This window comes from Algoriphagus oliviformis (assembly GCF_017254915.1).
Taxonomy (GTDB): domain Bacteria; phylum Bacteroidota; class Bacteroidia; order Cytophagales; family Cyclobacteriaceae; genus Algoriphagus; species Algoriphagus oliviformis.
The window spans coordinates 506955-519873 of record NZ_JAFKCT010000003.1 but is presented as its reverse complement, the minus strand read 5'-3'; the positions used below and the strand labels follow the sequence as shown (position 1 = coordinate 519873).

At 51.1% G+C, this 12919-nt stretch carries 18 protein-coding genes and 2 rRNA genes; 10 read left to right on the top strand and 10 right to left on the bottom strand.

The window, feature by feature from the left end:
• The 7 genes from J0A68_RS10610 to J0A68_RS10580 all read left to right on the top strand — a co-directional run.
• Positions 1-97: ribosomal RNA gene (locus J0A68_RS10610) — 23S ribosomal RNA — on the top strand; the annotation flags it as partial.
• Positions 98-218: 121 nt separating this feature from the next.
• Positions 219-330, top strand: a 5S ribosomal RNA gene (gene rrf, locus J0A68_RS10605).
• Between the two features lie 149 nt (positions 331-479).
• Positions 480-1721, top strand: a complete 1242-nt coding sequence (locus J0A68_RS10600; protein ID WP_206578179.1) for a dihydroorotase — start codon at positions 480-482, stop codon at positions 1719-1721.
• Entirely contained in the window at positions 1714-2226 is a 513-nt protein-coding gene (locus J0A68_RS10595) for a DUF4199 domain-containing protein (protein ID WP_206578178.1), read from the top strand. Before J0A68_RS10600 ends, J0A68_RS10595 begins: the two co-directional genes overlap by 8 nt.
• An 8-nt stretch (positions 2227-2234) precedes the next feature.
• The gene (locus J0A68_RS10590) at positions 2235-2783 is read left to right on the top strand and encodes a DUF4199 domain-containing protein (protein ID WP_206578177.1); all 549 of its coding nucleotides are present in this window, start codon (positions 2235-2237) and stop codon (positions 2781-2783) included.
• Between the two features lies 1 nt (position 2784).
• Positions 2785-3747, top strand: a complete 963-nt coding sequence (locus J0A68_RS10585) for a glycosyltransferase family 2 protein (protein ID WP_206578176.1) — start codon at positions 2785-2787, stop codon at positions 3745-3747.
• On the top strand, positions 3747-4709 hold the full coding sequence (locus J0A68_RS10580; RefSeq protein ID WP_206578175.1) for a glycosyltransferase family 2 protein: 963 nt from the start codon (positions 3747-3749) through the stop codon (positions 4707-4709). Before J0A68_RS10585 ends, J0A68_RS10580 begins: the two co-directional genes overlap by 1 nt.
• Here the strand turns inward: J0A68_RS10580 and J0A68_RS10575 are convergent.
• The 10 genes from J0A68_RS10575 to J0A68_RS10530 form a co-directional block, all read right to left on the bottom strand.
• The gene (locus J0A68_RS10575; protein ID WP_206578174.1) at positions 4706-5470 is read right to left on the bottom strand and encodes a class I SAM-dependent methyltransferase; all 765 of its coding nucleotides are present in this window, start codon (positions 5468-5470) and stop codon (positions 4706-4708) included. The two genes, J0A68_RS10580 and J0A68_RS10575, sit on opposite strands and share 4 nt — an antisense overlap.
• Before the next feature lie 84 nt (positions 5471-5554).
• Positions 5555-5908, bottom strand: a complete 354-nt coding sequence (locus tag J0A68_RS10570) for a hypothetical protein (protein WP_206578173.1) — start codon at positions 5906-5908, stop codon at positions 5555-5557.
• A gap of 45 nt (positions 5909-5953) precedes the next feature.
• Positions 5954-6136, bottom strand: a complete 183-nt coding sequence (locus J0A68_RS10565; protein WP_206578172.1) for a type II toxin-antitoxin system antitoxin — start codon at positions 6134-6136, stop codon at positions 5954-5956.
• 3 nt (positions 6137-6139) lie between these two features.
• Positions 6140-6628, bottom strand: coding sequence for a hypothetical protein (locus tag J0A68_RS10560; RefSeq protein WP_206578171.1), 489 nt, complete (start codon positions 6626-6628; stop codon positions 6140-6142).
• Between the two features lie 4 nt (positions 6629-6632).
• On the bottom strand, positions 6633-7481 hold the full coding sequence (locus tag J0A68_RS10555) for an SPFH domain-containing protein (RefSeq protein WP_206578170.1): 849 nt from the start codon (positions 7479-7481) through the stop codon (positions 6633-6635).
• 121 nt (positions 7482-7602) lie between these two features.
• Complete coding sequence (gene ftsY / locus J0A68_RS10550) at positions 7603-8559, bottom strand: signal recognition particle-docking protein FtsY (RefSeq protein WP_206578169.1); 957 nt, start codon at positions 8557-8559, stop codon at positions 7603-7605.
• A gap of 255 nt (positions 8560-8814) precedes the next feature.
• Positions 8815-8967 carry a DUF4295 domain-containing protein gene (locus J0A68_RS10545; protein WP_075350620.1) on the bottom strand — a complete coding sequence of 51 codons (153 nt, stop codon included), beginning with the start codon at positions 8965-8967 and terminating at the stop codon, positions 8815-8817.
• Between the two features lie 37 nt (positions 8968-9004).
• On the bottom strand, positions 9005-9187 hold the full coding sequence (gene rpmG, locus J0A68_RS10540) for a 50S ribosomal protein L33 (protein ID WP_009036148.1): 183 nt from the start codon (positions 9185-9187) through the stop codon (positions 9005-9007).
• A gap of 32 nt (positions 9188-9219) precedes the next feature.
• Entirely contained in the window at positions 9220-9462 is a 243-nt protein-coding gene (gene rpmB, locus J0A68_RS10535) for a 50S ribosomal protein L28 (RefSeq protein ID WP_077350628.1), read from the bottom strand.
• Between the two features lie 102 nt (positions 9463-9564).
• A complete protein-coding gene (locus tag J0A68_RS10530) occupies positions 9565-9729 on the bottom strand; it encodes a C1orf53 family protein (RefSeq protein ID WP_206578168.1) in 165 nt (54 codons plus the stop codon).
• Positions 9730-9788: 59 nt separating this feature from the next.
• Here J0A68_RS10530 and rocD point away from each other — a divergent pair, with 59 nt between their 5' ends.
• The 3 genes from rocD (at position 9789) to hemB (ending at position 12832) form a co-directional block, all read left to right on the top strand.
• A complete protein-coding gene (gene rocD, locus J0A68_RS10525) occupies positions 9789-11024 on the top strand; it encodes an ornithine--oxo-acid transaminase (RefSeq protein WP_206578167.1) in 1236 nt (411 codons plus the stop codon).
• A gap of 72 nt (positions 11025-11096) precedes the next feature.
• Positions 11097-11765 (top strand): HAD family hydrolase, encoded by a 669-nt coding sequence (locus tag J0A68_RS10520; protein WP_206578166.1) that lies wholly within the window; start codon positions 11097-11099, stop codon positions 11763-11765.
• Between the two features lie 98 nt (positions 11766-11863).
• Positions 11864-12832: a porphobilinogen synthase gene (hemB, locus tag J0A68_RS10515; protein ID WP_206578165.1), complete on the top strand. Its 969-nt coding sequence runs from the start codon at positions 11864-11866 to the stop codon at positions 12830-12832.
• Positions 12833-12919 lie beyond the last annotated feature (87 nt).

Below are 12919 nucleotides of genomic sequence, written 5' to 3'. Positions count from 1 at the left end.
ATATAGGGCCGTCAGAGACGATGACGTCGATAGGCCGCAGGTGTAAAGCCAGTGATGGCATAGCCGAGCGGTACTAATTGCCCGAAAGCTTGCCTACCGTTTGTTACAGTTTCTACCAGATATGTTAAAGACATAAGATATTAGACGCAAGACGCTAGAAGTAAGACGGGATCCTTTGGGGTCTTGCTACTTGATACCGGCGACTTGAGTCTTCCAATTTAGGCGGCCTAGCGCAGGGGTCCCACCTCTTCCCATCCCGAACAGAGAAGTTAAGCCCTGCAGCGCCGATGGTACTGGGGTTACACCCGGGAGAGTAGGTCGCCGCCACATTATTCAGCCCCTTGGACATCCTCCAAGGGGCTTTTCTTTTTTAATGGCGTTTTTGACAGCTCCCCAGTCGATCCATCTTGCCAGCTTTTGTCAGCTTCACTTTTCATTTTAGCCATTATTGTTGCACTTTTGCAGCAAAACTCAAATTGATGGCAGTACTACTGAAAGACCTCAGATTGATTCAGGGAGGAGTAGTTTTCGAAGCAAAAAACTACGCACTAGAAGGTGGCTCGATGAAAGAGACCGCCGATTCGGACTCAGGAAAATACAACGAGGTCATAGACTGTTCCTCATTTTTTGCCAGCAAAGGGTGGATCGACTTGAGATGTGGCCTGGGAGAGCCGGGGCAGGAGTATCGCGAGACGGTAGACAGCCTTTGCCGATCACTCGAGGCTTCTGGTTTTGCACAGGCTTTGGTGCTGCCAAATACAGAGCCTGTGATCCAGTCCAAAAGCGAAGTCGATTTTGTCCTCGCCAAGGCAAAGCCTTATGGCCCCCAGCTTCATGTGATGGGGGCGGTCACCAAAAATGCATCAGGGGAAGACCTTACCGAAATATTGGATATGCATTTCCAGTCTGGTCTTCGTTTTTTCGGAGATGGGGTAAAGACCTTGGCCAACTCTGACCGATACATGAAGATCTTGCAATACCTGCAGAAAATCGATGGGGTGTTGTTTGACCATGCCTACGATCCATTGTTGGGGATTTTTGGCCAAATGCACGAAGGTCTTGTCTCCACCCAGCTCGGGATGAAGGGGATTCCAAACCTTGCGGAGGATGTGTCCATACAGCGAAACCTGGAGATTCTTAAATACGCTGGAGGCAGGGTGCATTTCCAGACGCTGAGCACAGCCAAAGGCGTGGCGATGATCCGGGAGGCAAAAGCCCAAGGTCTCGACGTGACCGCAGACGTGTCTATCTACCAATTGGTGTTTTCTGACGCTGACCTGACCAGTTTTGACTCGAATTACAAGGTGAAGCCGCCGTTTAGAGGGGCTGAAGACCGAGCCGCTTTGATCGAAGGATTGAAGGACGGTACCATCGATGCGATCGTCTCCAACCATCAACCTCAGGATTTTGACTCCAAGTTTGCGGAGTTTGACTTGGCTGCTTTTGGAATGGCAGGCCTACAGACCTTTCTGCCCGCTATGCGAAAGCTAGCCAATGAGCTGTCTTGGGGCCTACTGATTGACAAGGTTACCGAAGGTCCCGCGAAGATCCTCTCGGTGGGCAATTCTGCCTGGACCATTTTTGACCCAGAAGAGAAGTGGAGCTATGACGAAAAGTCCAACAAGTCTCTGTCCGCCAATAGTCCTTGGTTTGGTTCGGAGCTGCAGGGAAAAGTGAAATACGTCTTCCAAAAAGGACAATTGATCAAGACAGATGACTAAGTACCTGAAGTCTGCCTACCAGTTTGGAATTCTGGGCGGGATTTTGAGCGTGGTTTCATTTTGCGTGCTCTCCTTTCTCTATCCAGATCCCACCAATCTCAACCTCCTTTTTGGCTATTTCCTGGTACCCGTTGCCGTGTTTTTGGCTATCAAGTTTTTCAAAGACGGGACAAATGGAGGCTATTTGTCTTTTGCCGAAGGGATGACTGTCGGCTTTGTGACCTATGCCTTGCTGGGTTTGTTGTCTATTTTGGGGATTTGGCTGGTGCTGAGCGTTTCCCCGGATTTGTTTGGACAGATCAAAGCCCAGAAGCTGGAGGTGCTGGCCGAAAGCAGCGAAACCATCATTTCCCAACTCGGCGAAGCTTCCTATTCGAGCACCCAAAACAGCATGGAAAAGATGTCCCCATGGGATGTCGCCCTCAACGACGGGCTCTGGAAAATCGTACCCGGAATGTTTTTTAGCATTATTATTTCTATTATTTTCAGGAAAAACCCTAACTAAATTCTTTTATGGAAGAGCAGCAGACACCTTTTCAGGCCGCAATCAAGCCGGGCATCACCATGGGCTTGGCGGCTTTGGCCATCACCTATATTGCATACTTCATCGACTCCAGCCTACTCGCTTCCTTTTGGATGCTGCTGGTTGCGTTGGTAATCTTCTTCGGCTTGATCATCTATTTTGGAAAGCAGTACCGTAGTGAGATCGGTGGGTTTATGAGCTTCGGTACTGCCTTCAACTTCAGCTTTGTAGCACTGGTCGTATCGGGCATTATTTCGCTGATTGGACAGATATTGCTTTATCAGGTCATTGATCCCTCCTTACCCCAGGTTTTGACCGACCTCACCGTGGAAAAATCCCTGGAGATGATGGAGAGCTTTGGGCAGAATCCCGACTCCCTTCCCCCCTCTGCCTTGGACGAAATTCGCAACAATACCGCAGCATCTTTCTCCGTGGGAGGACAGTTGAAAAACTTTGCCTTTGGCCTTATCTTTTATGCCATTATCGCCTTAATTTTGGCGGCAATCCTAAAGAAGCGCGACAAGTCGCTAGATTATTGATATGACTCAAATTTCCGTAGTTGTCCCTGTTTTCAACGAGGAAGAATCTTTGCCAGAATTAACCCAGTGGATCAGCCGTGTGATGAAAGAACACGGCTTTTCTTATGAAGTCATTTTGGTAAATGACGGCAGTACGGACCGGTCTTGGGAAGTGATCCAAAGACTGACTACGGAAAACAGCCAGTTGCGGGGATTGAATTTCACGCGCAACTACGGCAAGTCGGCCGCGCTGGACGCTGGCTTTCGCCGGGCAGTGGGGGAGGTGGTGATCACCATGGACGCCGATCTGCAGGATAGCCCCGACGAGATTCCAGGCTTGTATGAGATGGTGACCAAAGAAGGCTTGGACGTGGTGTCCGGTTGGAAAAAGGAACGGCACGATCCGATATCGAAGACCATTCCTTCCAGATTCTTTAACGGCGTGACCCGATGGATCTCCGGTATTCAGCTCCATGATTTCAACTGCGGGCTGAAAGCATACCGAAACAAAGTCGTCAAAAATATTCAGATCTACGGGGAAATGCACCGATACATCCCCTTGCTGGCCAAGTGGAACGGTTTTCCAAAGATCGGAGAAAAGGTGGTCCAACATCAGGCCAGGAAGTACGGCTACTCGAAGTTTGGCTTGGAGCGTTTTCTAAACGGCTTTTTGGATCTGATCACCGTGTCCTTTGTTCACCGATACAAAAAGAAACCCATGCATTTTTTCGGACTCTTGGGCACCTTGTCCTTTCTGACCGGTTTTCTGATTACCTCTTGGTTGATTTTTGAGAAAATCTACGGGCTGAGCAAGGGACTGAAGGTGCGGGAGATCGTCGATCAGCCACTTTTCTTCCTTGCTTTGGTTGCTCTGATTATCGGCGTGCAGCTCTTTGTCACGGGCTTCATCGCCGAGCTGATGACCTCCAATCAATCCAAGGAGATCGAGTACAAAGTGGACGAGGAGTTGAATTTCGACTTTTGATGCTTTTCTCGGTTGTCATACCGGTATATAATCGCCCCGCTGAAGTCCACGAGTTGCTGTCGAGTTTGGCTGGGCAGAGCTATAAGCGGTTTGAAGCGATTATCATTGAGGATGGTTCCACGTTCAAATCAGATCGAGTCGTTGCGCAGTTTGAAAACGTCCTCCCCGTTAGATACTGCTATCAGGAGAATCAGGGTCAGGGCTTTGCGCGGAACTTTGGGATGTCCCAGGCCAAAGGCGATTTCTTCGTCATCCTAGACTCTGATGTGATTTTGCCGGCGGATTACCTACAGGTGTTGCGGCAGGCTATTTTGTCAAGGAAACTGGATGCTTTTGGAGGACCGGATGCAGCTGCGGAGGATTTCTCGAATCTTCAAAAAGCGATGGATTTTGCCATGACGTCCTTTTGGACGACCGGGGGAATCCGGGGGAAATTGAAAGACCCCGCAAAATATCAGGCCCGTGGATTCAATATGGGCGTCTCCCGTGAGGTATTCGAAAAGCTAGGCGGATTTGTCGATCCCAACCAGGGCGAAGACATCGAGTGGAGCATACGCATCAAAAAGGCCGGCTACAGGCTCGAACTCGTCGAAGAGGCCTACGTGTACCACAAGCGGAAAAACACGCTCAAATCCTTTGCAAAGCAAGCCTTTTCCTTTGGCAGAAACCGGGTAAACGTATCCAGGTTTCATCCTGAAGCTATCAAGCTGGTGCACTGGCTGCCGACCGCCTTTCTGCTGTTTGTGCTTTCAATCGTGGTGAATGCGGTTTTCTTCCAGGTTTTCCTTCTTCCGCATTTGCTGGTTTTGGGCGTATGGGCTTTGCTCGTGGTTTTTACCGCGGGCTGGCGATACCGGTCTATCGTAGTTGGAGCTTGGGCACTGGTGACTTCGGTCATTCAGCTGTGCAGCTATGGTGCGGGTTTGCTGACGGAGCGGGCCAGAAAAGCTGCGAAGGGCTAATTCCCTTTTCGGCAGACAAAGATCACTTCGTTGGGCGCCAGGGCATAGCGTTTTACTTTTTCCAAAGGGAGTTCTTTTACAAATTGGTTTTCCTCGATCTGAAGTCCTGATTTTCGCAGTCGCTCTGCGTAGTCCAGGCCAAACTTCCGCACGTGGTCTCGCTGTCCAAAGATCCGTTCCCGCTCCGCGGGATCGGTGATGGTTTTGTCTTCCAGGGTTTTTTCGAGGGGATAGACTGGCGACTGGAGAATGCCCCAGCCGTTTGGCTTCAGCACGCGGTTAAACTCCGAGCAGGCCAGGATATCGTCGTCCACATGCTCCAGCACATGGTTGCAAAAAACCACGTCGAAGGTGTCGTCCGGAAAGGGGATGGAGTGCACGTCCATCTTGACCTTGGCCAGCGGCGACTCGATGTCTGCCGTGACATAGTCCAAGTTTTGCAGCGCTTCAAACCTTTCGATAAAGCAATGCTCCGGAGCTACGTGGAGTACCTTCAGCTGGGCGGTGAAAAAGTTGGTTTTTTCCCGCAGAAAAAGCCACATCAGGCGATGTCTCTCCAAGGCTAGACAGCTCGGGCAGAGCGCATTTTCACGTGCGACTCGTCCATAGGGGAGGAATTTCTTGTACTGGCTCTTGCAGACCGGGCACTCGACGTCATTTCCCCTGTTCAGTTGGGAGAGGACTTTCATCACCATCGGACTGATGGTCTGCAGGATGGGTCTGGGAATGTACCGAATGACAAAGCTGATAGCCGACTTCATGGATGGGGATTTGATGTCGCAAGTTACCAAAATAAAAAAGAAGAGCTCCCTATTCTGGGAGCTCTGGAGTGCTGTGGCTTGCTTCTAGAGGCTGTTTTCTTCGATGAATTTCTCCAAACGCTCGATCGTGGCCTCTTCCTTTTCTATCTTCTTGGCCAATTTGTCCAATGCCTTGGTACGGCTGGCGACGTCGTTTGGAGACAGCTTGCCTTTGGCTTGCAGCTTTTCAAACTTCTCCTTTTTCTTTGCGTGCTCCGCAGTCATATCTGATACTTTGATCCGTGACTTGGCCAGGTCAAGCTTGGCCTTCTCGAGGGAGGAAGCCATTTTCATTTCCTTTTTGCTCTGCTTTGAATTCGACTCCTGAGCCTGTGCAGACACAAAGGAGGTGACAAAAAGGATGAGAACGAGACTCGTCAGTTTGGCTATGGTTTTCATAAGTCGGTTTTTTGGATGATGCTATCAATAAAAGGGAAATAGGCGTCAAATAGTTTCTTCGTCCCGTTCTGGACCGGCTTTTGGCAGGCGGCCGGACTTTTTGAGGGCTTCCCTGATGATCCACTCCAGCTGGCCGTTGGTACTTCTGAATTCGTCTGCGGCCCATTTTTCCAGCGCCTTCATCATTGACTCGTCGAGCCTCAGGGCAAATGGCTTTTTCTTTGACATGGTCTAATCCTCCATCCAGTTTTCTATGAAATCACTCAGTTCTTTGGGCTTTTGGGTGCCGATCAGGACTTTCTTCTTTTCTCCCCCATCTACCAACAGTCCGGTATCTCCCAGAATCGTGTAGGCTTTGGTTTCTCTGTTTCCCTTGATGCCCCAGCCGCCATGGTCCATCAGGGGGTTGAAGGTGATGATGGTTGCGTTTTTGATCTGGGATCTTTCGATGAGGCGCCATCTGACAAAGGGGAAGTACTTGAAGTGGATGCCTTTGTCGTCGATCCGGGTTTCGAGCTTGATATTGGTCAGCAGTGCCACTGCCAAAGCCATGATCGAAGCGACGATGACCAGCGCGAGGAGGGCTTCTTGCCGTTCTGTTTTGCTGGTCAAAGTCAGCACACTTACCAGCACCAGGGTCGGAATCTCCAGCATGATGACCGCATAGAAAACCCAGGTGCCTCGGTAAGTCTGCTCTTCTTTGAAAATCCGGCCGTGCACAGTCCTACTGGTTTAGCGTTCCGACGTTGAGCACGGGGCTGGCGCTGCGGTCCGAGCAAAGCACTACCATGAGGTTAGACACCATGGCGGCCTTTTTCTCCTCGTCAAACTCGATGATGTCTTTCACCTTGAGATCTGCAAGGGCCATCTCGACCATTCCTACCGCTCCCTCCACGATCTTCTGACGGGCGGCGACGATGGCTGTGGCCTGCTGGCGCTGCAGCATGGCGGAGGCAATCTCCGAGGCATAGGCCAAGTGGGAGATACGCGCTTCGATCACTTTGATGCCGGCGTGGTTGAGCCGGTCGATGATCTCGGCCTCCAGAGAGTGGTTGACTTCCTCCACGCCAGAGCGCAGGGTGATCTCGGCCTCCTCGTCTTCGAAGTTGTCATAAGGATAGAGTCCGGCCATTTTCCGTACGGCGGCGTCGCTCTGGAGGTGGACAAAGTTTTCGTAGTCCTCCACGTCAAAGGTCGCCTTGAACGTGTCCTCCACCTGCCAGACGACGATGGTGCCGACCATGACGGGGTTACCGATCTTGTCGTTCACCTTCAGCGGCTTGTTTTCAAAGTTTCTCACACGGAGCGAGATTTTCTTTTTGGTCATGAAAGGATTGACCCAGAAAAAGCCGTTGGCCTTGACAGTGCCTTCATACTTTCCGAAAAGCAGCAGCACCATGGCCTTGTTGGGCTCGACGATAAAAAAGCCCGGCAGCAAAAGGATGGAGATGAAAAGCAGGATGGCACCTGGCGCGATCCATACTTGGGTAAAAGAATAGACGGAGGCGGCAATTCCTGCAAGCGCCAGGAAGAGCATCAGGTATCCAGAGCTGGGTTTGGTTATTTTTTCCATTTCAATATGATGTTAAAATGATATCACTTTGAATTACGGAAAAAGAATCGGCAGGTTCAAATTTTCCCCAAAAAAATACCCCGGTGGGAGCCGGGGTATTGGATTCGGGAGATGGTTTTTTCTATTTCTTCTTGAAAAGCGAGTCGACAAACTCTTTGCGGTTAAAGAGCTGGAGGTCGGTCATCTTTTCCCCTACGCCAATGTATTTGACCGGGATTTTGAACTGGTCGGAGATGCCGATCACCACGCCGCCCTTGGCGGTACCGTCCAGCTTGGTGATCGCCAAGGCAGAGATTTCGGTGACTTTGGTAAACTCCTTGGCTTGGATGAAGGCATTTTGGCCGGTGGAGCCGTCCAGCACGAGGAGGATCTCATGCGGTGCGTCAGGGATAAACTTCTGCATCACACGCTTGATCTTGCCCAGCTCGTTCATGAGGTTGACTTTGGTATGGAGTCTGCCGGCAGTATCGATGATGACGATGTCAGCACCGCTGTCCACTCCCTGTTTGACCGCGTCATAGGCCACAGAAGCGGGGTCGGTATTCATGCCGTGCGACACGACGGGCACGCCCACGCGGTCGCCCCAGAGGATGAGCTGGTCTACGGCGGCTGCCCGGAAGGTATCCGCAGCGCCGAGGACGACGGATTTCCCGGCGTTTTTGAAGAGGTAGGCCAGCTTGCCGATGGTGGTGGTTTTGCCGACACCGTTTACCCCCACGACCATGAGGACATAGGGCTTTTTGTCCGAGGGAATCTCAAAATCCAGCAGGTCTTGGGTGTTGTTTTCCTCGAGTAGGGCGGCGATTTCTTCCCTCAGGATCACGTCAAGCTCCGAGGAGTTGAGGTATTTGTCCCGGGCGACGCGCTCCTCGATCCGGCGGATGACCTTGATGGTGGTGTCCACGCCCACGTCGGAGGTGATGAGGATCTCTTCCAGCTGGTCGAGTACTTCCTCGTCGACCTGGGACTTGCCGACTACAGCCTTGCTAAGTTTGGAGAAAATGGATTCGCTGGTCTTTTGAAGCCCCTGATCGAGGCTTTCTTTTTTTTCTTTTGAGAAAAATCCAAAGATTCCCATGCTGCGGTGTGTTTTAAAAGTGGAATATAATGAAATCTGTATATACGCTTTTTGGCCAGTAAGCGAATTTGCCTTTTCACTCGGGCAGGAAGACCGATGACGGAAGACCGAAGTAGGGCAAAAGCCTAAAGGTTAGCCTTCTTTTGGATAGTCAAGGTTAGCTACCGGCACAATAGCGGACAATCATATAATGAAAAAGTCCCTGCTGATTTTCAACCAGAGGGACTCGAAGTGCATTACGATGCGCTTGGCAAATTATTTTTTCAGGGTATCCTGTACCAGAGTGGAAGGAACCATTTCTTCTTTGAAGGTATAGGCGCCGGTCTTGTCAGACTTCACGGCACGGATCACTTTGGCGTAAGACACGCCACCTTCTTTTTTCAGGGTTGCTACTACTTTCTTAGCCATTTCTTTGTCGTTTAAGCGGGATCAGACCCGAGCTAATTTACTTGATTTCTTTATGAACAGTCACTTTCTTCAGGATTGGGTTGAATTTCTTCAGCTCCAATCTTTCAGTGGTGTTTTTTCTGTTTTTGGTAGTGATGTATCTTGAAGTACCTGGCATGCCGGAGTTTTTGTGCTCGGTGCATTCCATAATCACTTGTACTCTATTTCCTTTCTTAGCCATCTCGGTGTTGATTTAGGGGACTGCGACTTTGATTACTTGATGACAATCATTCCGGAGTCCTGCGCTTTTTTCAAAACCGCGGTGATCCCGTTTTTGTTGATAGTTTTCAATGCCTTAGAGCACACTTTCAAAGTGATCCATGCGTCTTCCTCAGGTACGTAGAAGCTCTTCTTATGAAGGTTTGGGTAGAATCTACGCTTGGTTTTGTTGTTTGCATGGGACACGTTGTTACCTACTCGAGGTCTTTTTCCGGTTATGTCACAAACTTTTGCCATGATTTCGTATCGTAAAATGAATGCGTTTCTGTAATGAGTCTGCAAATATCGGAACTTTTTGGGAATTAACAACAAAGCGTTTTAAAAATATTCCCCTTTTGCTCAGTCTTTTGGATAGGGACAGTGGCGGCAGCCGCTTTTGCAGCAATAGCCCCGCTTCAGGTGGTATTTTTCGGTGAAAACCATCAGTCCCTGCTCGTTGAGATAATAGTCTTCCTCGGTCAGCGCGGGCAGCGGCTTCTTCCCCGCTTGGGTGGCTTGGGCCATGGGCAATTCTTATATTTGGCTTTCGTCGATTCTAATTACCCTACAAAACTAAGCAAAACATGGAAATGATCACTTCCGCAAGCCAAGCGATAGCACTGGAAGAGAAGTACGGAGCGCACAATTACCATCCTTTGCCGGTGGTACTTGCCCGGGGAGAGGGCGTTTTTCTCTGGGATGTGGAAGGGAAGCGGTACTACGATTTTTTATCGGCCTACTCCGCCGTCAACCAAGGCCACTGCCATCCCAAGATCAAAGACGCGCTCATCGAGCAGGCGGGCATTCTCACCTTGACCTCCCGCGCTTTTCACAATGATGTGCTGGGGCAGTTTGAAAAATACCTCGCCGACTATTTCGGCTACGATAAGGTACTTCCGATGAATACAGGGGCAGAAGGGGTGGAGACCGCGATCAAGATTGCCCGAAAGTGGGGCTATGAGCGTAAGGGGGTGGATGAAAACGCCGCCAAGATCATCGTCGCCGAGGGTAATTTCCACGGCCGGACCACGACGATCATCTCCTTTTCCAACGACAAAAATGCCCGCAAGAACTTCGGCCCGTACACGGCGGGTTTCGTGAGGATACCTTATAATGATGTCGATGCGCTGAATCGTGCGCTGGAGGACGAGGATGTGGTGGCCTTTCTCGTGGAGCCGATCCAGGGCGAGGCCGGGGTCTTCGTGCCGGATGAAGGCTATCTGAGCAAGGCGAAGGCCGCCTGCGCGGGCAAAAACGTGCTTTTCATCGCCGATGAGATCCAGACGGGCATCGCACGCACAGGCAAAATGCTGGCAGTCGACCATGAAAATGTACGGCCGGATATGCTGATTTTGGGAAAAGCTATTTCAGGAGGCTTTTATCCCGTGTCGGCCGTGCTGGCGGATGACGCGGTGATGGACGTGATCAAGCCCGGTCAACATGGCTCGACCTACGGCGGTAATCCGCTAGGGACGAAAGTGGCGATGGCTGCGCTGGAGGTGGTGCGGGAAGAGGGGCTGGCGGAGAACGCCGAGCGGCTCGGCCAAATCTTTCGGGAAAGGATGCAGCGTCTTGTCGACAAGTCCGAGCTTCTCACGCTGGTGCGCGGCAAAGGCCTTCTCAATGCCATCGTGATCAATGACAGTCCGGATAGCTCCACCGCTTGGGGCATTTGCCTGAAGCTGGCTGAGAAAGGCCTGCTGGCAAAGCCGACCCATGGCAACATCATCCGCTTTGCTCCGCCGCTCGTCATGACCGCCGCGCAGCTGGCAGAGTGCTGCGATATCATAGAGGAAGTGGTGACGGAGTTTAAAAAGTGACCTAACATCGCACTTTTGGCGAAGCCAAGGGGTTACGTCCTATAGTATAGTCTTTTCAATTACCAATCCATCATGCCACAAGCAGTCATATTCGATATGGATGGCGTCATCTGCCACACCAATCCTTTCCATTCCCAGGCCTTTCAGGTTTTTTTCAAAAAGCGGAACCTCGCTCCGACGGAGGAGGATTTTGCCGCGCATATGTATGGGAAAAACAACGGCTACATCCTTAGCCACTTTCTGGGCAGAAAGATCGAGGGGCAGGAGCTTCTCGACTTGGAGGATGAAAAAGAAAGCCTTTTCCGCGAGATCTATGCGGAGCAGGTCAATCCGATTGCCGGTTTTTTGCCTTTTTTCCATGATTTGAGAAAGGCCGGGTTCAAGACGGCCGTGGCTACTTCGGCGCCTTTTGCCAATCTCGAGCTGATCGCTGGGAAGCTGGATCTCTTTCCGCACCTCGAGTCCGCCCTAGCGAGCGAGCACGTGGGCAAGCACAAGCCTGATCCCGAGGTGTACCTGAAGTCGGCAAAGAACATTTCCCTTGAGCCGCACCAGTGTTTGGTGTTTGAGGATTCTTTTTCGGGAGTTTCCGCGGCGAAAAATGCCGGGATGAAGGTCGTCGGCGTGTTGTCTTCCCATTCCCGGGAGGAACTGCCGGTGTGTGACTTTTATATAGAGAACTATCTCGACCTGAGCGCGGCCAAAGTCAGCGCGCTGCTTGCCGGAAGCCAGCTCGTCTGATCGGCGCTTTAGGCTCTTGTTTTTGGCTTTTTCTCTTTGCCGCAAGCGAAAACTGGCCGGATGCTTAACTTTGCGGCAGCTTTTAACCCCAGTAGAACATGCTAAGAAGACCCCGTAGAAACCGCAAGTCCGAGGCGGTAAGAAACCTCGTCGAGGAGAATTCGGTATCGGTGAAAGACCTCATATTCCCGCTTTTCCTCATCGACGGAGCAAATAAGAAGGTGGAAGTCAATTCCATGCCCGGCATTTTCCGGTTTTCCCAAGATCTGATGTTGAAGGAGATCGAGGAGTGCATGAAGCTGGGGATTACGGCTTTCGATGTGTTTCCCGCCTATCCCGAGTCGCTAAAAGACTCCACTGCCTCCGAAAGCTGGAATCCGGAGACTTTTTACTTGAAGGCCCTCAGGGAAATCAAGAAGCAGTTTCCGGAGGTCTGTCTCATGTCCGACGTGGCCATGGACCCGTACAGCAGTGATGGGCATGACGGTCTGGTGAAGGATGGGAAGATCCTCAATGACGACACGCTCGATATTCTTGGCAGGATGTCGCTGGCGCAGGCGGATGCCGGCGTGGATATACTCGGGCCGTCTGATATGATGGATGGGCGCGTGGGGTATATTCGGGCTTTGCTGGACGAAAACGGTTTTACCGATACCTCGATCATGTCCTACACGGCCAAGTATGCGAGTGCATTCTATGGGCCATTCCGCGACGCGCTGGACTCCGCGCCGAAGTTTGGTGACAAAAAGGCCTACCAAATGAATCCGGCCAACTCCCAGGAAGCCCTGATCGAGGCCGATCTGGATACGGAGGAAGGGGCGGATTTCCTGATGGTGAAGCCTGCCTTGAGCTATTTGGATATTATCAAGCTGCTGAGCGACAATTCGCCATTGCCGATCGCAGCATACAACGTCTCAGGCGAATACAGCATGGTGAAGGCCGCCGCCGCCAACGGCTGGTTGGACGCGGAGCGCGCGATGCTGGAAATATTGCTTTCCATCAAGCGCTCAGGAGCCAAGATCATCCTCTCGTATTTCGCGAAAGAATTTGCAATGATGAGGTCTTAAGGCGTGTGGTTTGAAATTATATGTGAGCCCGGGTAAAACCGGGCTTTTTTTGTTCGATAGCTTGAGTTTTTCTGTTTGTTGGGCAAA